Raw genomic sequence first — 19,938 nt, forward strand, 5'->3', positions numbered from 1 at the left:
CTCCAATTTCCGTTATAATGGAGTATCTCTGGAGAAAGGAGATTGCGATATGGATTTTCAATTGGAATCATTAATGAAGTTACTAGTGGCCATGCTGTTCGGGCTGTTCATCGGGATTGACCGACAGATCAAGCAGAAACCGCTGGGGATACGGACCAGTATGGTCATAAGCATTGCGAGCTGTCTTGTCACAGTGGTGTCTATCCATGCCTTTGACAAGTTCGCAGGGCCAGAGCATCCAAACATGGACCCAATGCGGCTTGCGGCTCAGATTGTCAGCGGGATTGGTTTTTTGGGTGCGGGTGTTATTCTGCGTAGAGGCGGAGATGCCATTTCGGGCCTTACTTCGGCAGCACTCATCTGGACAGCTTCTGGAATTGGTATAGCTGTGGGTGCGGGATTCTATATTGAAGCAGCATATGCGGTTATTCTGCTGATGTTTGCTGTGAATTTAGTTCCTCATTTAATCCGCTCGCTAGGACCAGAAGTACTGAATAAACATGAAGTTTCAGTGAGGATCATTATGGAAGCTAATTTCGTGCTTACAGAAGTGATCCAAAAAATCGAGCGGCCTCAGGTCAGCTCGCAGCGTAGTACTAGAGGTCCATCCCGAGCGATTCGAAGAATGAAAATTAAAGATTTGGAAGATGGCAGACAAATGATCGATATGGTGATCTCAGCCCCGGATCGAGATTACGCAACAGAAATTTATTACGATGTGAAGAAAATTGAACATGTAATGAGCGTAGAAGTGGAGCAATTGTAAAAAGAGCATGTCACCTCATGACTAGATGTGGTAATCTATCAAGTGGAGACAATTATCAGACACTGGAAGGGAGAACAATATATTATGTCAATCACAGCGTATGAAGGACAATATGAAGGAGAAGCAGCTATCTGGTTGAAAGCCGGTCGTTATGAGGCAGCTATTCTGCCAGGCATTGGCGGCAACCTGATCTGTTTCCGTGATACCGAAAACGGATATCGCTTCCTGCATGAGCCTGGAGCTGAAGAAATGGAAGCCTTCAAGGCAAGTCCGGGGATTCACGGAATTCCTGTATTATTTCCTCCAAATCGTTATGAGGATGGTAAATTTCCATGGAATGGTCAAACTTATCAATTCCCCGTAAATGAAGTTGCAACGGGCAACCATTTACACGGATTTTTACATACTGCAGCTTGGGAAGTCGAAGAATTTGGCAGCGGTAAGACTGAAAGCTTCGTAACCGTATTCATCAAGGTGGATGAGAATCATCCTTCTTATCAATATTTGCCACATAAGTATACGATCAAATTGCGTTATACCCTCGGCGAAGGAGGATTATCGCAACAGGTGCTGGTACACAATGATGGAGATGACGTGATGCCTTGCTTGCTGGCATTCCACACTGCCATTAACGCACCATTCGCACCAGGAAGCTCGGCACAAGATTACCGCGTAAAAGCTACTATTGGCGAGCGCTGGGAGCTTAACGACCGCATGCTGCCAACAGGCAAATTCCAGGCGTTGGAGCCAGGAGAAGTTCAGCTTCGTGAAGAAGGTGTGAATCCATATTTTGCATCGATGGACAATCACTACACGGCTGTACCTCAGAACGGACGCAACCGGATGGAGCTTACCGATAGCAAAGCTGGAGTAACCTTGGTGTACGATGTAGGGACTTCGTACAAACAATGGATGATCTGGAATAACGGTGCTACAGAACAGTTCTTCTGCCCTGAGCCACAAATTAACTTGGTGAATGCGCCAATGGTAGACCTTCCTGCTGATGATATCGGCTTGTTCAGCCTGAAACCAGGCGAATATTGGGAAGAAAGCAGCCGCCTGTACGTAAAATAGAGTTCATGTGAATATGAATAGGTTATAAAGAAGGGGCTGTCTCAAACGTAGTTTTTCTACGATTAGACAGCCCCTTAAATTTATCTCTTACTAATAATCTCTTCATTAATCTGTTTAATGATGTCTTGGATACTCTTCGAACCAAGATCACCTTCACCACGTTTTCTTACAGAGACAGTGTCGGAATTTTTTTCGTTCTCCCCCAGTACGAGCATGTAAGGTGCTTTTTCAAGCTGAGCTTCACGAATTTTGTAGCCTAACTTCTCATTTCGAATATCTACTTCGACACGAATGCCAGCCTTCTCCATTTGATGCTTCACTTGCAGTGCATAGTCAACATAGTTCTCAGAGACTGGCAATAACTTCGCATGAACAGGTGCGAGCCACAGTGGGAAAGCTCCAGCGAAATGCTCAGTAATAATCCCCATAAAACGATCGATCGATCCATACACAGCGCGATGGATTACGACCGGGCGATGTTTAAGATTATCTTCCCCGATGTAAGTAAGATCGAATTTCTCTGGCATTTGCCAATCTAGTTGGATTGTTCCACATTGCCAGCTTCGTTTTAGCGCATCTAAGATATGGAAATCAATCTTAGGTCCATAGAACGCGCCATCCCCTTCATTCACTCGATATTCGATCCCGAGATTGTCTAATACATTTTGTAAAGATTGTTCAGCCTGATCCCATAATTCTTCAGATCCCATATAATCTGCCGGCCGAGTAGATAATTCAATCTTATACTCAAAGCCGAACACTTGATAAATATGGTCAATCAGTGAGATTACCCGTCTTATTTCATCCTCGATTTGCTCTGGCAAAACGAAGAGGTGAGCATCATCCTGGCAGAAAGTGCGGACTCTCATCATCCCGTTAAGTGCTCCAGAATATTCATGGCGATGCACTTGACCGAATTCCGAGATACGGATAGGCAGTTCCCGGTAGGAATGCAGATTGTTTTTGAAAATTAGCATATGCCCAGGGCAGTTCATCGGCTTAAGGGCAAATTTTGTTTCATCTACATTTGTGAAATACATATTGTCCTTGTAGTGATCCCAGTGCCCCGACTGCTCCCAAAGCCGATTGTTCATCATCAGCGGTGTACGAACTTCATCGTAATCTCTCTGTCTTTGTAATTCCCGGGCAAAGTTCTCAAGCTCTGTACGGATTGTCATTCCCTTGGGAAGATAGAAGGGCATGCCTGGCGCTTCTTCAGAGAACATGAACAACTCAAGTTCTTTGCCGAGCTTACGGTGGTCACGTTTTTTAGCTTCTTCAAGAAACAGTAAATGTTCCTCTAACTGCGCTTTTTTAGGAAAGGCAGTTCCATAAATACGTTGCAGCATTTTGTTATTGGAATCTCCACGCCAGTAGGCACCCGCTACATTCAACAGCTTAAAGGCTTTGACCAAGCCAGTTGAGGGAAGATGTGGTCCACGGCAAAGATCGGAGAATTCACCTTGATCATAAATAGTTAATACTGTGTCTGCCGGCAGATCATGAATAAGCTCCAGCTTTAAAGGCTCATTCAACTCTTCAAAAAGTTTAATGGCCTCTGCGCGGCTCACCACACGGCGGACAATCTGGTGATTCTCTTGGATGATTTTCGCCATTTCTTGTTCGATTGCAGCAAGATCATCAGTGGATAGAGGTTTCTCAATATCAATGTCATAATAGAAGCCGTCTTCGATAACAGGACCTATGCCTAGCTGGACAGCTTTATCTCCATATATACGTTTTATGGCCTGCGCCATGATATGTGCAGTACTGTGTCTATAAACCTCAAGACCGTCTTTGCTATCCAACGTAACAATATCGAGCCGGCAATCATGTTCGATCGCTTGGTTTAGATCAACAGATTTTCCATCAATTTTTCCAGCTACAGCATTTTTTTTCAGACTGGTACTTATGGCACCTGCTGCTTCTTTAATCGTTGTTCCTTGCAGTACCTCTCTAATTGTTCCATCTTGCAGTGTTACCTTGATCTTCATGATTTTAGCCTCCGTTTCTCAAATATTGTTAGTTGTGAACGCAAAAAAACGCATCTCTCCCAGAAAGGGACGAGTGCGTTCAGCTCGTGGTTCCACCCTAATTCGACCTGTCACATGGACAGGACCTCATTGGTATCCGATATCGGGGATAAATCGGTGCCGCATACTACCGAAAAACAAAGTTCTACGGATTCAGCGTCACGGCTACAAAGGGGTAACTTCACAACCGGTAACTGGAGAAGCTTGCAGCCTGGACTTCTCTCTCTGGACAGTTCGTGTAGGAAATCATGTCTTTGATCATTGCCATATTCTGTTGCTAGTTAATATTACTCAATAGTATTCGATAAAGTCAAGGGGGGAGGTGCACAGAAAGCGGATGATCGTTTCTCCGCGTTCTTCATTTGCTTATTGGTAAAGGAAATGAGGAAGGGCTTGGCGAATTTATATTTCAACATGCTTAAGGAGGATTGTAATGCAGATTATTGCCATGCTGACGATGCTAATCGACCATATTGGCTATATCTTTTTCCCGGAGAATCTTGCTTGGAGATATGTAGGGAGAATAGCTTTTCCGATTTATTGTTATGGGCTTGTGCAGGGACATATCCATACTTCATCCAGACCTAAATATTTATTACGGTTGCTCTTGATAGCGATTATTGCTCAGATTCCCTATAATTTAGCGCTAAATTCTGGTGGCTGGAACGTGGTGTTTACGTTATTGCTGTCGGCAATCGTACTGGTTATTTTGGACAAACTGCCTTCACTATGGCTAGGTATACCTGTGGTAATTGCTGCTATAGTGTTAATGGATTATTACCCTATAGATTATAACGCGTACGGTTTGCTCTTAGTATTGATTTTTCGTTATACGAAATCGTACTGGCTTGTTGGAGCCCATTTGGCACTGAATCTATTCTATATGTTTTATAATTATTGGGTTGTACAGATGCTAAGTATTTTACCTACCTTGCTGATTGCTTTTACGCCTTTGATTTGGAATCGCTTGGAGCGGCATCGGGTTCCGCGCTGGGTGTGGTGGTCATTTTATCCTGCACATTTACTGATGTTGGCAATAGTTAAGGCTGTAATTTACAAGGAATGGGCTCAGATCGAATGGCGAAGTTTGTTGAATATTTAAACATTTTACAATAAAAGGAACTTTGATTTACAAAACTTACCTTAGCTGAGATAATGGATTGATTTCACAAAATAAGATGAAGGAGACATGCTATGAGTAGAGTTAAAGCAAAAATGAAGTGGTTTTTGCCTTTTGTCGCACTGATGCTAGTTCTTGCCGGCTGTCAGTCGGTAGGGGGGTTCGATGTTAATAAGGCGTTGATTGGGGATGTTGATGTTAAATCATCAGAATCCAGTATGACTTTTTCCATGAATGCTGAGCCCATAGAGGGAATTAGCGCGGAAGATAAGGAAATGGTTGATCTTATTAATTCTTTTTCCTTGAATATTAGTAAAGCTAAGTTACAAGATAATGGGAGTTTATCGGCCCAAGGAACTGTTGGTTATAAACAATTGGATATTCCATTCACCTTGTTTATGGACAAACAAACACTTGCTTTTACAGTTGAAGGAGCAAAACAACCGTTCTACTTCCCTGTACAAGGATACGATGAAATCTTAGGTGAAGTAGGCTTGGATACGGCAAAAGCTGAAGATGTCAGTAAGCTGTTGACGAAATTCGTTGTTAAGAATCTTCCTAATCCTGGCGTAATCAACATTACACCGGTTAGTGATGCTGTGTATGGCGAGCAGTTGAACATGACGAAGCTGCATGCAGAAGTGACGGGTGATGAGCTTCCTGCACTGTTAAAAGGCTTCCTGAAGTCTGTCTCCAAAGACACAGAAGGTTTTACTGAATTGGTAGGTGGTCTTTACGACTATCTGTACCCTGTGATCAAAGCTATGGATGAAGACGGTTCTGGCGATATTTTCAATCTTGGATTCGGAGATATTCCACTGGATGATAAAGAAGCTGTCGTAACTGTATTGCATGATGCTGCCAAATTGGCTGTTGATGCATTGCTGCTAGTATATGACAATCAAGTGGACAGTCTTTACAAATCAACTCCTGAGATTAAGACTGTGTTGAGTAAGGATACGAAGTTATCTGTTGATATTTTCGTTGATAGTGCTCTGCATGTGCGTAAACAGAATGTTGATCTGAAAGTGGCGCTTCCGGGTACCGAGGATTTCCCACTGAAGAGTCTCTCGCTTAAAGCTTCCAGTCAGGTTTGGAACATTGGCGGTGCTGTAACTGCTGATCCAATCAGCACTGAAGGTGCACTTGATATTTCTTCCGGGCTTACACCTGGAGAGACTTTGAGAAACTTTGCCCCAGATTCTGATGTATATCGTATATTGAAGGATGATCTGGGCATTACGAAGAGAACCATTGTTATCGAACCTGATGACGAATATTATTACCCGATTGTAGACAAGAACACTACTTATATCCCACTGCGTTATTTGGCAGAAGATTTAGATGCTACTGTAGAATGGGATACTGTCAATCGTGCAATTAACGTTACTGATGGTGTGTACGGAGATAAACTGGTGTTCAAAATCGGTTCTTCCGAAGCCTTGATTAACGGCACGGCTGTAAAGCTTGCCCAACCTGTATTTGTTGACGAGTATGGCGATGCATATGTATCCTTGCGTCTGCTGGCTGAAGCGCTTCATGCTACTGTGTCGGTAGATGAAGATGGTTGGATTACTATTGTACGGAACTAGTTGCATCTTAACGATCAATTAACACAATAAACCCAGCTTCCATCTGACGCATAAATGCGAGTGGAGGCTGGGTTTTTTATATGAAATACATAAACCAGTTATTGCTTCGTTAATACCACCTCTAAAGCTATATTACTAAGCTCTTTATCCTCTGTCATACTTTGGATGTATCCACCTAAGAAACCTTCTTGTAGGCCTTCCCAAAGCTTGTAACCTGGCATCGCTTTAATATCTTCTGAGGAGCTGCCGGCTGTCCCCGCGAAGTATCTTACATTTAGCTTGGCCATTACCTCTGCCATCGATGCCTTTTCAGACTGCGTAAAGGAACTCTCCTTTAGACCATCCATAGCTTTGTTATAAGAGTTTGTAGCAAAAATATCCTCAGCATAGGTCTTAAAGTTTAAAAGATTCTGATCTGTAATGCCATTAGCTTTAGCCCATCCTTCTACATTTAAGGGCATTGCTTCATAATTGACGGTTCTGCTCAGAGGATCGAAGGTCATCGCTCCATATTGATGTGGATAAACAGCCATTGCACTTGTTGCGATATCATAAATTGGCATTACTTCCGAAGAAGTTGCCGGGTCTACCCGGATGTCCTGCATATGGATATGGCCTGACAAGACTAAATTAAGTTCATTTTCACGAAGTAACTTTATTGTTTCCTGACTGTTGTTAAGTTTAAAGCCTGAAACAGACATAGAGGTGTGGCTTAGTAGGTTGTGGTGCATAACCGTGAGGACAGAAGCATGCTCCTTGGCAGCTAGTTTAACAGAATTATCTATCCATGATAGGGTAGAGGCGGTCAGGCGTCCGTCCGTTTGGGGGAAACCGTATTTCTGATTGTTATGATATTGGCTGCTGTCAATCATAAGGAGCCATAAATTTGGAGCTGCTTTAACGATGTAACTTAGCGATTCTTTATCACGTGATACAGCCTCTTTGTAGCCGAAATTCTCATACATCTTGGTAAAGTCTTTGTCTGTAATAGAATCCGTAACGAGCTGCTTATCCCCGCTGAAGGATCTGGCCCAAGGATTAAATAAATCATGGTTGCCTGGAATGACATAAACAGAGGTTCCCTGCGCTTCAATTCGCTTTAGTTTTTGGGTTAGCTCCTGATGGCTGCTGCGTTCTCCGTTATTTGTTAAATCTCCACTGAGGATGAGAAAATCAGGCTTCTGCTGCTCAGTATCATAAACCAAGGTTTCAAGGATTTCATCACTGTAAGGCAGCATTTTTCCATCACCGCCAGTTACATATTTCTGAAAAGCTGTACCGCCATCCTGAAGCTTCTTATCTAAGAAGTGAGTATCCGTTGCCACCCAGAAAGTGAGGGGGTGAAGATCAGTCGGATCTAGTTCTGTAAAGGTCAAATTAGACGAATTTGTGTCTTTACAGCTAGTTAGAGCCAAGCTCAGGAAAAGGAGCAGTAACAAAGAGGTAAAGACTGATTTTTTATGTCGAACAAGGGCTTTCTTGCTCAGAAAATCCATGATTATAACCTTCCTTCTATACATTTGCTGCACTATTGTAGCGCATTTTAGCTCGTAGTGTATATCGGAAAAGGAAGAGGGCAGTTTCTAGCCCGCATGAATTGATTAATGATTAATAGATCAGGTGCATAATTAAGCCCATAAATGCGACAATAAGAGTTGGCAACGAATATATCCGACAAAATAAGTTGTGAATAACTGTTGTGTTTTCAGAAAAAAGGTGCTAAGATATACAAAAGTAAGTTACTAAAATTAATGGAGGTAGTTATTTTATGTCTAACAATTTCTTTGAAGCAGTAAAAGGAAGACGTTCCATATATGCCATCAGTAAAGAAACTACGATTTCGGATGCACAAATTGTAGAAATCGTTGAACAAGCGGTGCTACATAGCCCAACTTCATTCAACTCTCAAAGCTCAAGAGCCGTTGTTCTTCTTGGTGAACAACATGATAAGCTATGGGATATCACTACAGAAACATTGCGTAAAATCGTTCCTGCCGAACAATTTGAAGGAACAGCGCAAAAATTAGCGTCTTTCAAAGCAGGTTACGGTTCCGTACTATTCTTCGAAGATCAAACGGTAGTGAAGAGCCTGCAAGAGAACTTCGCTCTATATGCTGAGAACTTCCCAATTTGGGCTAACCAATCCTCTGGTATTCTGCAATTTGTAGTATGGACAGCACTTTCTGAAGCAGGTGTAGGTGCATCCTTGCAGCATTATAATCCACTGATTGATGATGAAGTAAAAGAAGCATGGGGCATCCCGCAAGAATGGAAATTGATTGCTCAATTGCCATTTGGTAAAACCGTTACTCCTGCTGGTGAGAAACAATTCCAACCGGTTGAAGATCGTGTGAAAGTCTTTAAATAAGTGAGATAAGCGTTTGAAACCTCCTTAACCAGGCTAAGTATGTATATAGACTGGTTAAGGAGGTTTTTTGTATGCCATGGAACAAAGAGGATTATCCAGAATCATTAAAGAACTTCACAGCACCTGTTCGCAATAAGGCAATCGATATTGCGAATGCGCTCCTCGAAGATGGTTATGAGGAGGGGCGGGCGATTTCAATTGCCACAGCGCAGGCGAAAGAGTGGGGGGAGAACCACGATAAACAAATCCGTAAAAAAGGCCATTAAGGCTTAATTAAAGGCCTGAGCATAGAAATAAAAAAAGCAGGACAGCGTTTATTAACGCTTGTCCTGCTTTTTGACGGGCACAATTATTTAGTAGATTCATTTCCTGCTGCTGCGCTTGCAGTTGGCTCAGCTGTTGCAGCTGCATCTTCTTTAGCGTCAGTAAGTGTGTTCGTAATTTTTGCTTTTTCAGTTGTTTCTGACAACCAAGTGGAGGACAGAGTGGAAACCTTTTGCGAAACTAGAGTTTTACGAATTTCATCTTTCTTTTCTTCCAGTGTATAGTCTTTAGCATCTTTATGGTCGGTTACTTTAATGATGTGATAACCATAATCGGATTTCACAGCATCACTGGTTTCACCAACTTTTAGCTTAAAGGCTACATCAGAGAATTCAGCTACCATATCGCCACGTTTGAAGAAGTCTAGATCTCCGCCATTATCCTTGGAACCCGTATCAGAGGATTTTTCCTTGGCAAGAGTAGCGAAATCTGCGCCTTCTTTCAGTTGTTTCAGAATTGCATCTGCTTCTTCTTTAGTCTCAACGAGAATGTGGGAAGCGCGAACTTGTTCTTCTTCACTGAAAGTAGCTTTATTTGTGTCATAGTATTCTTTGATTTCATCATCCGTTACAGTGACTTGTGGCTCAAGGATTTTACGCAGCTTTACTTGCAGCGGCATTTGCTTTTTCAAGTCGTCTACAGTCATTGAGCTTTGGGACAAAGCAGCATTAAAGGCAGCCTCTCCGCCGAATTGTGCTTTAAGATCTTCAAGTTCAGTGTTGATGTCTTCATCTGTAACAGTTACGTTGGCTTTTTTAGCCTCTTGATCAACAAGCTCAGTAGTAATCATAGATTGCAGCGTGCTTTCTCCGCCTGCTTCGATCAATTTATCATAAAGTTGTTCTTTTGTAATTTTTGTTCCGTTTACTGTTGCAACAGCTTTTTTGCTGTCGTCTTTTTGGACGACCAGAACAATGATTAGTGCTGCAGCTAATACGATAGAGGCAATCATCCAAGCTTTATTGCTTCTAGGAGCAGTCGGAGGTGTAGGTGGCGTAGCGTTGTTCGCACCGACTTTGTTCATTACTGGAATACTGTCTGCTTTTGTTGTATTCACAGGTTCCTCAGCAGCTGCTTGCGCTACTTCAACCTCTTCATTGATAATCTCGGAAGTGTTCAAATCTTCTTCCGTGGTTCCGTTGTTTTCTAAGTTCTCATTTCCATTCAGATCTTTTTTGTCCATTATTAGTAATGACTCCCTTCAATATAGGTGTTGCTTGTCTATTTACAACTTTAACAGAAATCCTAATCCTAAACCTTAAGAAAGTATAAAAAAAGGCAGGATCTTTTTAAGTTTCTATTAATAAAAAGCAAAAAGCCGGAAATGGCATCAGTAACATGCCCTTCCGGCTAATGGGAATAAGATGTCTACTTCAGTCCTTTCAGAAGATGACGAATGCTTTCTTGTTTTCGTCTTGGGACACGTACGTTTTTAGCATACAGGCCCATTTCACCGAAATAAATGCAGTCATCTGCGATAGAGCTGATCTTGTTCAGGTTGACATAACAGCCACCGTACACATGATAATAACTTGAATTGGACAACAATCGATTTAATTGCTCGGCAGTCATTCTCTTTTTTATGTTATAGTTTCTGCCGTGAAAAATGACCAAATCATGGTCCCCGACCTTAAAGAACAGAATGTCTGTCTCCACCTCGAAGTCCTCGTACACATTTCTGGCTTCCAGCAGGATGCTACTCATTCATGTTCCCCCTTTATACGGAATAAAAGACTAATGTTAGCGCTTTCATTATATCACAACAGTTAATCGTTGGAAAGACCCATTTTTGAATTGTTTCGTACATTTCTAACTTTATCGTTTGTAATTAACGTTTAAAAATTGTAGATTATATAGATGATCACATCTAATGAGTGTGAAGTAGCAATACTTTGAGGAGGAATATAGAGATGAATGAGCAGAATAAGTTATTGCTGTTTACAGGTTCTTATGCAAGTGCCGCAGAAAGCGGAGTGCAGGTATTTGAATTCGATGGAGCTGCAGGTGGTACGCTAAAGCTGCTGGATTCGGTGCAGGGCTTAACTAATCCTACCTTTGTTAATGTAGATGCCGCAGAGAAACGTCTATACGCTATAGGAGAAAAACCGAATGGTGAGGGTGGAAAAGAAGGCGAGGTTATTTCCTTTGCTATTGATCTAAAGGACGGGAAATTGAGTGAACTGAAACGCATTCCCTCCATGCCTGCCTCTGGCAATCGTCAAACAACCACCTGCCATATCAATAGAGATTTGAATGATGAATACGTGGTTGTATGTAGTTATCATGGTGGAAGTGTTGGCTTGATCAAATTAAATGAAGATAAAGCTGCAGATCAATTAGTTGATGTGGCCGTACATTCAGGTCATGGCCAACATCCTGAACGGCAGGACCGCCCTCATCCCCATTCCGCTATTTTCAGTCCGGACGGGCAGTATGTGTTTGTATCTGATCTTGGGCTTGATTTAATTCGGGCCTATAGAATCAATAGAGAAACCAACAAACTAGAGGTACATGGTGATACGGCGTTGCATCCAGGAGCGGGACCACGCCACTTCACTTTCCATCCAGACGGAAAGTCTGCTTATGTAATTAACGAGGTGGATTCCACCATTACATCGTTTACATATGACAGTGCCGCAGGCACTCTGCACACTGTAGATACAGTGCCGACACTGCCTGATGATTTTGACGAAGAGAATACATGCGCTGAAATCGCTATTTCCAAGGATGGGAAATATCTGTACGCTTCAAACCGTGGGGCTGATAATATTGCCGTGTATGCGGTGGATAATGCTTCTGCTAAGCTTACACATCTTGAATATGTATCTACTCGTGGAGGACATCCACGTCACTTCGCATTGACACCAGATGGAGCTTATCTTATAGTAGCGAATCGTGATGCGAATAACCTGGTTGTATTTTCGATAGAAGCGGCTAGTGGCCGACTCGAATTTACTGGAAATACAGCTGAAGTATCCAAACCGGTATGTGTGAAGCCCGTAATTGTTCCTGCATAAAGTTACTCCGCTTGAAGAGTGAATAAGTGATCTTGGGAAATGCTAAAGGGAACACCGGATATAAAGTCCGGTGTTCCCTTTTTTTGAAAATAAAAGCCTGTGATTATCTGGTTGATGAGGTGAATGAGGGAGAAGACTATTTGAGCGAAACGGGCTTAAGAGGTACAATAGTGGATACTGCAGATTTGAATAGCACATTTTGCCTGCCATCACCTTGACCTTGTAAAGTGATTGTGAAAGCATCGTACGAGGTTACGAGCCCTTGCATTTTCACACCATTCGTCGTAAAAATCGTCACAGGCACCTTTGTGGAAATGAACTGGTTCAACAATCGTTCTTGCAATTTTAAACTCTCCACTTTGGCAGCACTCCATCTTCTGTGAATTTTTTTCTTTCAATAATTATAACATGGGTTAGTCCCTCACTGGAAATGAGATCAACAGTCACCAGAATAGACATGGAGGTATTTATGCTTTATTATCAGAACTGGTCTAGAGCTTTTCGCTTTTTTTTAGGTTTTGCTGCGTGTTTCGCCGTTATAGCTGTCCTTGTAAGTATGAATAAGGTATCAACCTTTGATAACTATATTATTGATTGGGTACAATCAGCGGAATCACCGGGGTTGACCTCATTCGCCAAAGGTTTATCTCTAATTGGTTCCTCTAAGATCGCTATTGGCATATCTATCGTTACCATGGCACTGCTCTATTTTTTGCTGAAACACCGGTTTGAATTAATCTTGTTCCTATGGGTTGGATTAGGCTCACAGCTCTTGAATACAATAATGAAGTTATGTTTTCACAGAGAACGTCCGAATTTACATCGTATTGTCGAAGAGATTGGTTATAGTTTTCCGAGCGGGCACTCAATGGCAGCCTTCTCTCTGTACGGCGTTATTGCCTTTATACTGTGGCGTCATCTGCGGCGGAGGCATGAACGGGTCTTATTAATAATGTTCGTTGTATTCATGACCGTGGGGATTGGCTGGAGTCGTATCTATTTGGGTGTTCATTATCCGAGTGACGTTATTGGGGGATATATGGCTAGTGGCGCTTGGCTGATGTTGTCCATTTGTTTATTTCAAATCTACAAGAGCTCGCGTACGAATTAGGATAGATACAAAAACGGATATCTTTCATAGTGCATGAAGATATCCGTCTTTATGTGGAAGAAGATTGGTTAAGGGGTCGTCACGTGTTGTTCAGATGTTTTGCGATCCTGGAATTGTCCCATTTTGCTTATTCTTTGCTTCAGCATCGCAGGAAGTCCTGCTTTAAGCTTTTGGGCTTCGTCTTTTGTCAGACGTCCTTCGGTGATGGCTTGATCCAGCCGTTGGTTTGCCGATTCGCAGAGCTTCTGAATATATTGATCTTCCGTCCAGCCTTTTTTCTCAAGAGCAAGCTGCGGGAGCGTTTTGCCTGCTTTCAGGCTATTGATTAGCTCTGTACGATCCATTTCCAGCAGTTTAGCCGTTTCAAAAATAATGAAATGTCCACCAGCCCTAACCTTTCCGTCTTTTCCTGGATGGTGACCGTGACCTTTCTCTGAAGGGTGGGCACCAGGTGCGGTGGCTGTGGGGGTTACTTTCTCAGCAGAAGCACTTCCAATTGGCGCAAGAGCTGGAGACAGGCTGAGAAAAATAACGGTTGTGAAAGTCATTAATCTTTTGATATGGTTATTCATTCACTCACCTCGTATGTTATGTGATAGGCACTACTCGGATTAGTATTCCCTGAAAGCTGAAAGAAACATGAGTGAGAGCTTAAATGTTCTTAAAATTCATCAACTCCAGGCTGGGGTAATTAGAAGTACGAGGGTTCGCTGATGTTCATATTGTAGCGTGGGCTAATTTTTAGGAGGGATAGGTTTGGCTTTAGGAGCTCGCATATTTAAAACAGGTTTGGCCGTTACGCTAGCCCTGTATTTAGCTGTAATGCTTCAATTTCCTTCTGCCGTGGGTGCAGGGATTGCGGCGATTTTCGCTATGCAGCCCTCTATTTATCGCTCTTGGCGTTATTTTCTTGACCAGCTCACGACTAGTACAATGGGGGCCGTTCTGGCTTTACTCGGAGGGATGCTGTTATCCAATAGCCCAATAGCAGTCGGTTTGGTCTGTATTCTAGTCATTATGATCAGTATGAAAATCAACCGGGCGGATACGATAAGTCTTACGTTAGTTACTGTAATAACAGTGATGGAGGCTTCGGGTGAATGGCAATTCGCACTTAATCGCTTTTTATTAACTTTGACAGGTATTGTTTCTGCATTTCTAATCAATATTATTGTCGTTCCTCCAAAACCTCGTAAGCAATACATTAAGCAAATTGAGAATGTTTTTTCAAGCCTCTCTTTATTGCTGAGAACAGCGGTTTCTCATGAGATGAAGGAAAGTGTATTTCGTGATGAAAAAAATGCCTTACATTCATCCATAAAATCGTTGGCGGATAAGTATGCATTGTTTGAGGAGGAGCAGAAGCAGTTAAAACGGGCCAAGTATAGCCAGACTAGACAAATGGTTGTGTATAAGAACCTGTTAGCTTCTTTGCAAAAAGGTTACGATGTTCTCGAGGCTGTAGATCGGCATTATTTCCAGGCGGATCGGACCGAACATACAGATGCTCTATTTGATAATCATTTGGAACATTTAATCAAATATCATCAGCACATCTTACTTAAGTTTGAAGACAAATTAAAGCCCAATGCCAATGATTCCGAACCCTTGGGAGAAGACAATGATGATTTTCTGAATACCGCGATTTTGGGGTATAATGCAGAGAAAATAGGTCAGCTGCGTTTATATGTTGTGGCAGCGGCGATTTATGATTACGGATATCAATTGGAGCGCTTAGATAAAGTGGCCGATCAGATGAATCGTATAGCAGAGGAGAAAGAATCTGTGCACGAAGCCTAAACATAACCTTGTGAAGAGCAACATATAAGCTTTGTAACAGTAAAAAAATCCGGTTCCTTAGGGACCGGATCATCTATTTAAGAGAATACTTGAAATCTCAACTTGTAATTGCTAAAATGAGAAGATATCGAATAAACATGCATTTAAAAACATAAATATGCAAATTTATCATATCACGATTCAAATGGAATGTCAACCTTCCAAAAGGGGATGAAATGTAGTGGATAACAATGAAAGTCAGTGGAAAGAGGAACAGCAACGGGTTGACGGAGTAACCAAACTTCTGTCAGCCCATATTCGCCATTTATCAGAGGAGCTTGGACTTCATCGCAGTGATGTAGTGGATATGCGGAAAGACTTCTGGGAAGAGGTAACCGTAAACTTCAGTAGCCCGGATGATTTGGGAGAAACCTCAACAAGTCTTCGCCAACAGTCCCAAATCCTAAATGAACGGGAACGTCATCATTTGCAATCAAGCAAAGCGCTGAAAAAATATAAAAAGCTGGTTGTCTCTCCTTACTTTGGCCGAATTGATTTCACCGAGGAACCAACTGGCGGGCTGGAAAAGATTTATCTAGGAATTGGATCATTGATGGAGGATGATGGTACCTTTTTGATTTATGACTGGCGTGCGCCTATTTCCAGTCTGTATTATGACGGAGCCCCTGGTCCCGCTGCTTATGAAACACCTGGAGGATTAGTCTCCGGAACAATGAACCTTAAACGCCAGTTTGTTATTGCTGACGGTGTAATTGAAGTTATGTTTGACACTGGGGTTACGATCGGGGATGAGCTGCTGCAGCAGGTGCTAAGTCATAGCGCTGACGATCGGATGAAAAGTATTGTTGCTACAATTCAGAAAGAGCAAAATGCGATTATCCGCAACGACAAAAGCAGGATGCTAGTTGTGCAAGGAGCAGCGGGAAGCGGGAAAACGTCTGCTGCATTGCAGCGGGTAGCTTATCTTCTATATAAATACCGTGAAGTATTATCAGCAGATCAAATGCTGCTGTTCTCACCGAATCCGCTGTTTAACAGCTATGTATCTACAGTGCTCCCGGAGCTAGGCGAAGAAAATATGCAGCAAACAACGTTTCAAATGTATTTGGAACATCGTCTTGGCCATGAATTCCAGCTCGAAGATGTCTTTAGTCAGACCGAAAGTCTACTAAATGCTCCTGATGGTCCTGAGGTGGCTATACGCAGAGAAGGCATTGCCTATAAATCGTCTGTACCTTTCCTAGATGTGATTCGGCGATATGCTACGTTGCTGGAACAGGAGGGCATGCTTTTTAAACCTTTAATGTTTCAAGGGAAAGCAGTGGTCAGTAAAGAAGAAATGGAACGCCAATTCTACGCGTACGATCCTGCCATAAAGCTTGCGAATCGTGTGGATTTGATGATCCGCTGGCTGCTTAAGAAGATCGCAGATTTTACCCATGAGGAAAGAAATGCACAGTGGGTTGAAGATCAGATCGAGCTGCTGGATTCCAGCGATTATCACCGTGCGTATCAGATGTTGCGCCGGAAGAAGAAAGCTTCGCAGGATAGCTTTGACGATTTTGATACCGAAAAAGAAGTGTTATCTCGTTATGTAGTCAGCCAGCGGCTCAAACCACTGCGTGGTTGGACTAAACGGGGTCGATTTGTGGACGTTAAGGGCTTGTACAGCACGTTATTTACAGATCGCGAACTTATGGAGCGCCTCAATGGTGATTATCCTTTACCAGAGGTGTGGGATGATATCTGTGAGCAGACATTGGAATCTATTGGAGTGAACGAGCTTGCTTATGAAGACGCTACGCCATTCCTTTATCTGAAGGAGTTAAGCCAAGGCTTCCGGACCAACACACTGATCCGCCATGTGATTGTAGATGAAGTACAAGACTACTCTCCATTCCAATTAGAGTTCATGCGCCGTTTGTTTCCAAGAGCAAAAATGACCGTATTAGGCGACCTGAACCAGGCCATTTATGCACAAGGTGAGGTACTGGGGGATTTGTCTAGTCTCGTAAGTATATATGGTGAAGAAAACACAGAAGTGATCTCGTTAACCCAAAGCTACCGTTCAACTTATGAGATCGTGGAGTTTACGCGGTCAATGATCCCTGGAGGAGAACGAATCGTACCGTTTAATCGGCGGGGAGAAGAACCCCAGCTAAGTGTGGTATCCAGCGAGAAGGAGCTTCTGAATGCTGTAGAACAGGATATCCGGAAGCTGCATTCTGAGGGATATCATTATGTAGCTGTCATCTGCAAAACAGCGGAGGAAAGCGCAAGGGTTCATGCTGAACTGAATCGTAGCCTGCCGGTAAGACTTGTTACAAAGGAAACGCCGAATTTTCAGAAGGGGACACTGGTTCTGCCTGCTTATTTAGCAAAAGGTGTGGAGTTTGATGCGGTCGTCATCTTTGATGGCTCGGCTGAACAATATGGCAGAGAAAGTGAACGCAAATTGTTTTATACGGCTTGCACTCGGGCTATGCACTTACTGCATATTTTTAGCCTGGGTGAACCTAGTCATTTTATTCCGTCCGCTAATGTGGCATCTTTAAGCGCCGGATCGCTGTAACCATAGATCTCTTCATTTTAAGATCGTCCTTTTCGCAGCAGCGGAGGGACGGTTTTTTTGTTTTCATGAATAAAGAAGGGCGAACAAACCACAATAAAGAATGTTGTACACAATGACAAAGGTGGTCAGTTCATGAAGGAAAGAAAATGGGATCTGCTTGCCTTAGCATCAATCCCACTAATAATGACCCTCGGTAACTCCATGCTGCTGCCTATTCTGCCGCAGATCTCCAAAGAACTAGGCATTAGTGCTTTTCAAGTCAGTATGCTGATTACCGTGTATGGATTGATGGCAATTGTAATGATCCCTATTGCAGGTTATCTGTCAGACCGTTTTGGGCGAAAGAAGGTTATTCTTCCTAGTTTAATCATTGCCGCAATTGGTGGTGCCGTCTGCGTGGTAGCTGCTTGGTTTATGAAGGGGGTTAGCGCTTATTGGGTGATCTTAGCGGGGCGTCTGTTGCAAGGAATTGGTGCAGCGGGTGCTTTTCCAATTGTAATACCCTTTGTAGGCGATTTGTTCAAGGAAGAAGAGGATGTGAGCAAGAGTCTGGGAATCATTGAGACCTCCAATACGTTTGGTAAAGTACTCAGTCCAATTCTTGGTGCCTATCTTGGGATATGGCTCTGGTTTGCTCCTTTTATTGCAATTCCCATTCTATGTCTAATTTCATTTTTGTTAGTTTTATTTCTCGTCCGAAAGCCCGAAGCGAAGGATGAACCTGAGAAACAGGAAATCCGAGCGTTTTTAGCTGGAATTGTGAGTGTTTTACGTAAAAAAGGGCGTTGGCTGTATGCTATTTTTGCCATAGGCGGCATTTGTATGTTTGTGACCTTTGGTGTCCAATTCTATTTATCAGAAATGCTGGAAACTAAATATAAAATGCACGGGGCGACGAAGGGGTTTGTGCTGGCGATACCGCTTGCCCTCTTATGTCTGTCCTCCTATGGCACAGGAAAGATCATTGGTCAGAATAAAACGCTAATGAAATGGCTTGGCTTTGGAGGAATGGTGTTACTGACTGCGGCCATGATTTGTGCGGGATTCAACAAAGGCATTTATTTTTTAGTAGGATTTATGGGTTTAGGCTGTGTTGGAATCGGGATTGTACTTCCTTGTATGGACGCTTTAATCACGGAGGGGATTGAGAAGGAGAACAGCGGCACGATAACCGCTCTTTATAGTAGTATGAGGTTTATAGGGGTAGCGTTGGGACCGCCGGTGGTATCGCTGCTGTTAAGCAGTGGGCATTGGGTATTGTTCGCGTTGATGGCTACAGTAGGGGCAATTGGTGGATTGCTGACCTTATTTGCGGTAACTCCGAGTAAGGGGGGAAAGGGAGAACCAGGCGTTAAAGATACAGAGAAGATAATTCCTCCGATCTGGCCGAAACGTGTTCGCCAAACCTCTGCAATGTCTCTGGATGGAAAAAAGGGCTATCCCTAAGCTGCGTTGCCGCAGCTTGTGGGATAGCCCTCTTGATAAAAGAATAAAAGATATTCTTAGGCTTGTGGAACGGATTCCCAATCCTTCAAGAAACGTTCAATACCGTTATCTGTCAGCGGGTGCTTCCAGAGGGTTGGCAGAAGTGAGCCTGGGATTGTAGCGATGTGAGCACCAGCAATAGCTGCTTGCTCAACATGTGCAATGTTGCGGATACTTGCTGCAATGATCTCGGATTTCAAGTTGTAGTTAGTCAGGATAGTCTTCAGATCCTTGATCAGCTTCATTCCATCAACACCGATATCATCCAGACGACCTACGAAAGGAGAGATATAAGTTGCGCCTGCTTTAGCAGCCATCAAACCTTGAGCCGCGGAGAATACTAGTGTAACGTTAGTTTTGATGCCTTTTTTAGTAAGCTCATAACAAGCTTCCAAGCCATCTTCAGTCATAGGGAGTTTAATTACAACGTTTGGAGCCCATTCAGCAATTTCGTATGCTTCTTTGAGCATTTCTTCTGCTGTAAGTCCGATTACTTCTGCGCTTACAGGTCCTGGAACGATTGCAACGATTTCTTTGATAACATCCTTGAACAATCTTCCTTCTTTAGCGATCAGCGAAGGGTTAGTCGTTACGCCATCCACTAGTCCCAGGCGAGTAATACGTTTGATTTCTTCAATGTTTCCGGTATCCAAGAAAAACTTCATTTTAAATTTCC

General features: G+C 42.9%; 18 protein-coding genes. 11 read left to right on the forward strand and 7 right to left on the reverse strand.

All coding sequences use genetic code 11. The annotated features are described in order from the left end of the window. Positions 1 to 49 precede the first annotated feature (49 nt). Together MKX34_RS13165 and MKX34_RS13170 are read left to right on the forward strand one after the other, a co-directional pair. Entirely contained in the window at positions 50 to 766 is a 717-nt protein-coding gene (locus MKX34_RS13165; protein WP_036686231.1) for an MgtC/SapB family protein, read from the forward strand. Positions 767 to 850: 84 nt separating this feature from the next. Further along, the gene (locus MKX34_RS13170; protein ID WP_036686233.1) at positions 851 to 1,840 is read left to right on the forward strand and encodes an aldose 1-epimerase; all 990 of its coding nucleotides are present in this window, start codon (positions 851 to 853) and stop codon (positions 1,838 to 1,840) included. An 80-nt stretch (positions 1,841 to 1,920) separates the two neighbouring features. Here MKX34_RS13170 and thrS read toward each other — a convergent pair whose 3' ends face one another. Beyond that, entirely contained in the window at positions 1,921 to 3,834 is a 1,914-nt protein-coding gene (gene thrS, locus MKX34_RS13175) for a threonine--tRNA ligase (RefSeq protein WP_038570353.1), read from the reverse strand. A 472-nt stretch (positions 3,835 to 4,306) separates the two neighbouring features. Here thrS and MKX34_RS13180 point away from each other — a divergent pair, with 472 nt between their 5' ends. Both MKX34_RS13180 and MKX34_RS13185 read left to right on the forward strand, forming a co-directional pair. Further along, positions 4,307 to 4,975 (forward strand): TraX family protein, encoded by a 669-nt coding sequence (locus MKX34_RS13180; RefSeq protein ID WP_036686237.1) that lies wholly within the window; start codon positions 4,307 to 4,309, stop codon positions 4,973 to 4,975. Between the two features lie 92 nt (positions 4,976 to 5,067). After that, positions 5,068 to 6,585 (forward strand): copper amine oxidase N-terminal domain-containing protein, encoded by a 1,518-nt coding sequence (locus MKX34_RS13185; protein ID WP_051491446.1) that lies wholly within the window; start codon positions 5,068 to 5,070, stop codon positions 6,583 to 6,585. A 98-nt stretch (positions 6,586 to 6,683) separates the two neighbouring features. Here the strand turns inward: MKX34_RS13185 and MKX34_RS13190 are convergent, their stop codons facing one another. Further along, the gene (locus tag MKX34_RS13190) at positions 6,684 to 8,081 is read right to left on the reverse strand and encodes a metallophosphoesterase (protein ID WP_076297710.1); all 1,398 of its coding nucleotides are present in this window, start codon (positions 8,079 to 8,081) and stop codon (positions 6,684 to 6,686) included. Positions 8,082 to 8,353: 272 nt separating this feature from the next. Here MKX34_RS13190 and MKX34_RS13195 point away from each other — a divergent pair, with 272 nt between their 5' ends. Together MKX34_RS13195 and MKX34_RS13200 are read left to right on the forward strand one after the other, a co-directional pair. Next, a complete protein-coding gene (locus MKX34_RS13195; protein ID WP_038570356.1) occupies positions 8,354 to 8,953 on the forward strand; it encodes a nitroreductase family protein in 600 nt (199 codons plus the stop codon). Positions 8,954 to 9,024: 71 nt separating this feature from the next. Then, complete coding sequence (locus MKX34_RS13200; RefSeq protein WP_036686240.1) at positions 9,025 to 9,219, forward strand: hypothetical protein; 195 nt, start codon at positions 9,025 to 9,027, stop codon at positions 9,217 to 9,219. 83 nt (positions 9,220 to 9,302) lie between these two features. Here MKX34_RS13200 and MKX34_RS13205 read toward each other — a convergent pair whose 3' ends face one another. After that, entirely contained in the window at positions 9,303 to 10,460 is a 1,158-nt protein-coding gene (locus MKX34_RS13205; protein WP_038570359.1) for a peptidylprolyl isomerase, read from the reverse strand. A gap of 185 nt (positions 10,461 to 10,645) precedes the next feature. Further along, a complete protein-coding gene (locus tag MKX34_RS13210) occupies positions 10,646 to 10,981 on the reverse strand; it encodes a hypothetical protein (RefSeq protein ID WP_036686243.1) in 336 nt (111 codons plus the stop codon). A 206-nt stretch (positions 10,982 to 11,187) separates the two neighbouring features. Between MKX34_RS13210 and MKX34_RS13215 the strand changes: the two genes are divergently transcribed. Continuing rightward, positions 11,188 to 12,294, forward strand: coding sequence for a lactonase family protein (locus MKX34_RS13215; protein ID WP_038570362.1), 1,107 nt, complete (start codon positions 11,188 to 11,190; stop codon positions 12,292 to 12,294). 136 nt (positions 12,295 to 12,430) lie between these two features. Here MKX34_RS13215 and hfq read toward each other — a convergent pair whose 3' ends face one another. After that, positions 12,431 to 12,652, reverse strand: coding sequence for an RNA chaperone Hfq (gene hfq / locus MKX34_RS13220; protein ID WP_036686247.1), 222 nt, complete (start codon positions 12,650 to 12,652; stop codon positions 12,431 to 12,433). Between the two features lie 198 nt (positions 12,653 to 12,850). On the opposite strand from hfq, the gene MKX34_RS13225 reads away from it, so the two are divergent. Beyond that, on the forward strand, positions 12,851 to 13,405 hold the full coding sequence (locus MKX34_RS13225; RefSeq protein WP_339205182.1) for a phosphatase PAP2 family protein: 555 nt from the start codon (positions 12,851 to 12,853) through the stop codon (positions 13,403 to 13,405). Between the two features lie 68 nt (positions 13,406 to 13,473). Here MKX34_RS13225 and MKX34_RS13230 read toward each other — a convergent pair whose 3' ends face one another. After that, positions 13,474 to 13,977 carry a hypothetical protein gene (locus MKX34_RS13230; protein WP_036686251.1) on the reverse strand — a complete coding sequence of 168 codons (504 nt, stop codon included), beginning with the start codon at positions 13,975 to 13,977 and terminating at the stop codon, positions 13,474 to 13,476. Between the two features lie 184 nt (positions 13,978 to 14,161). Between MKX34_RS13230 and MKX34_RS13235 the strand changes: the two genes are divergently transcribed. The 3 genes from MKX34_RS13235 to MKX34_RS13245 all read left to right on the forward strand — a co-directional run bounded on the left by MKX34_RS13235 (position 14,162) and on the right by MKX34_RS13245 (position 19,223). Next, positions 14,162 to 15,205, forward strand: coding sequence for an aromatic acid exporter family protein (locus MKX34_RS13235; protein ID WP_038570371.1), 1,044 nt, complete (start codon positions 14,162 to 14,164; stop codon positions 15,203 to 15,205). A gap of 220 nt (positions 15,206 to 15,425) precedes the next feature. Continuing rightward, the gene (helD, locus tag MKX34_RS13240) at positions 15,426 to 17,777 is read left to right on the forward strand and encodes an RNA polymerase recycling motor HelD (protein ID WP_038570373.1); all 2,352 of its coding nucleotides are present in this window, start codon (positions 15,426 to 15,428) and stop codon (positions 17,775 to 17,777) included. 132 nt (positions 17,778 to 17,909) lie between these two features. Further along, positions 17,910 to 19,223 carry an MFS transporter gene (locus MKX34_RS13245; RefSeq protein WP_081384095.1) on the forward strand — a complete coding sequence of 438 codons (1,314 nt, stop codon included), beginning with the start codon at positions 17,910 to 17,912 and terminating at the stop codon, positions 19,221 to 19,223. Between the two features lie 56 nt (positions 19,224 to 19,279). On the opposite strand, the gene fsa is transcribed toward MKX34_RS13245, so the two are convergent. Further along, positions 19,280 to 19,927, reverse strand: a complete 648-nt coding sequence (gene fsa / locus MKX34_RS13250) for a fructose-6-phosphate aldolase (RefSeq protein WP_036686257.1) — start codon at positions 19,925 to 19,927, stop codon at positions 19,280 to 19,282. Between the last annotated feature and the right edge of the window lie 11 nt (positions 19,928 to 19,938).

This window comes from Paenibacillus sp. FSL R5-0636, from assembly GCF_037974255.1.
GTDB lineage: Bacteria > Bacillota > Bacilli > Paenibacillales > Paenibacillaceae > Paenibacillus_AQ > Paenibacillus_AQ odorifer.

Coding starts and splice junctions, on each gene's coding strand:
- fsa (WP_036686257.1), bottom strand. CDS start 19,927: ATGAAGTTTTTCTTGGATACCGGAAACATTGAAGAAATCAAACGTATT.
- MKX34_RS13210 (WP_036686243.1), bottom strand. CDS start 10,981: ATGAGTAGCATCCTGCTGGAAGCCAGAAATGTGTACGAGGACTTCGAG.
- MKX34_RS13170 (WP_036686233.1), top strand. CDS start 851: ATGTCAATCACAGCGTATGAAGGACAATATGAAGGAGAAGCAGCTATC.
- MKX34_RS13200 (WP_036686240.1), top strand. CDS start 9,025: ATGCCATGGAACAAAGAGGATTATCCAGAATCATTAAAGAACTTCACA.
- MKX34_RS13180 (WP_036686237.1), top strand. CDS start 4,307: ATGCAGATTATTGCCATGCTGACGATGCTAATCGACCATATTGGCTAT.
- MKX34_RS13205 (WP_038570359.1), bottom strand. CDS start 10,460: ATGGACAAAAAAGATCTGAATGGAAATGAGAACTTAGAAAACAACGGA.
- MKX34_RS13230 (WP_036686251.1), bottom strand. CDS start 13,977: ATGAATAACCATATCAAAAGATTAATGACTTTCACAACCGTTATTTTT.
- MKX34_RS13190 (WP_076297710.1), bottom strand. CDS start 8,081: ATGGATTTTCTGAGCAAGAAAGCCCTTGTTCGACATAAAAAATCAGTC.
- MKX34_RS13185 (WP_051491446.1), top strand. CDS start 5,068: ATGAGTAGAGTTAAAGCAAAAATGAAGTGGTTTTTGCCTTTTGTCGCA.
- MKX34_RS13215 (WP_038570362.1), top strand. CDS start 11,188: ATGAATGAGCAGAATAAGTTATTGCTGTTTACAGGTTCTTATGCAAGT.
- MKX34_RS13245 (WP_081384095.1), top strand. CDS start 17,910: ATGAAGGAAAGAAAATGGGATCTGCTTGCCTTAGCATCAATCCCACTA.
- MKX34_RS13195 (WP_038570356.1), top strand. CDS start 8,354: ATGTCTAACAATTTCTTTGAAGCAGTAAAAGGAAGACGTTCCATATAT.
- MKX34_RS13165 (WP_036686231.1), top strand. CDS start 50: ATGGATTTTCAATTGGAATCATTAATGAAGTTACTAGTGGCCATGCTG.
- thrS (WP_038570353.1), bottom strand. CDS start 3,834: ATGAAGATCAAGGTAACACTGCAAGATGGAACAATTAGAGAGGTACTG.
- MKX34_RS13225 (WP_339205182.1), top strand. CDS start 12,851: ATGAATAAGGTATCAACCTTTGATAACTATATTATTGATTGGGTACAA.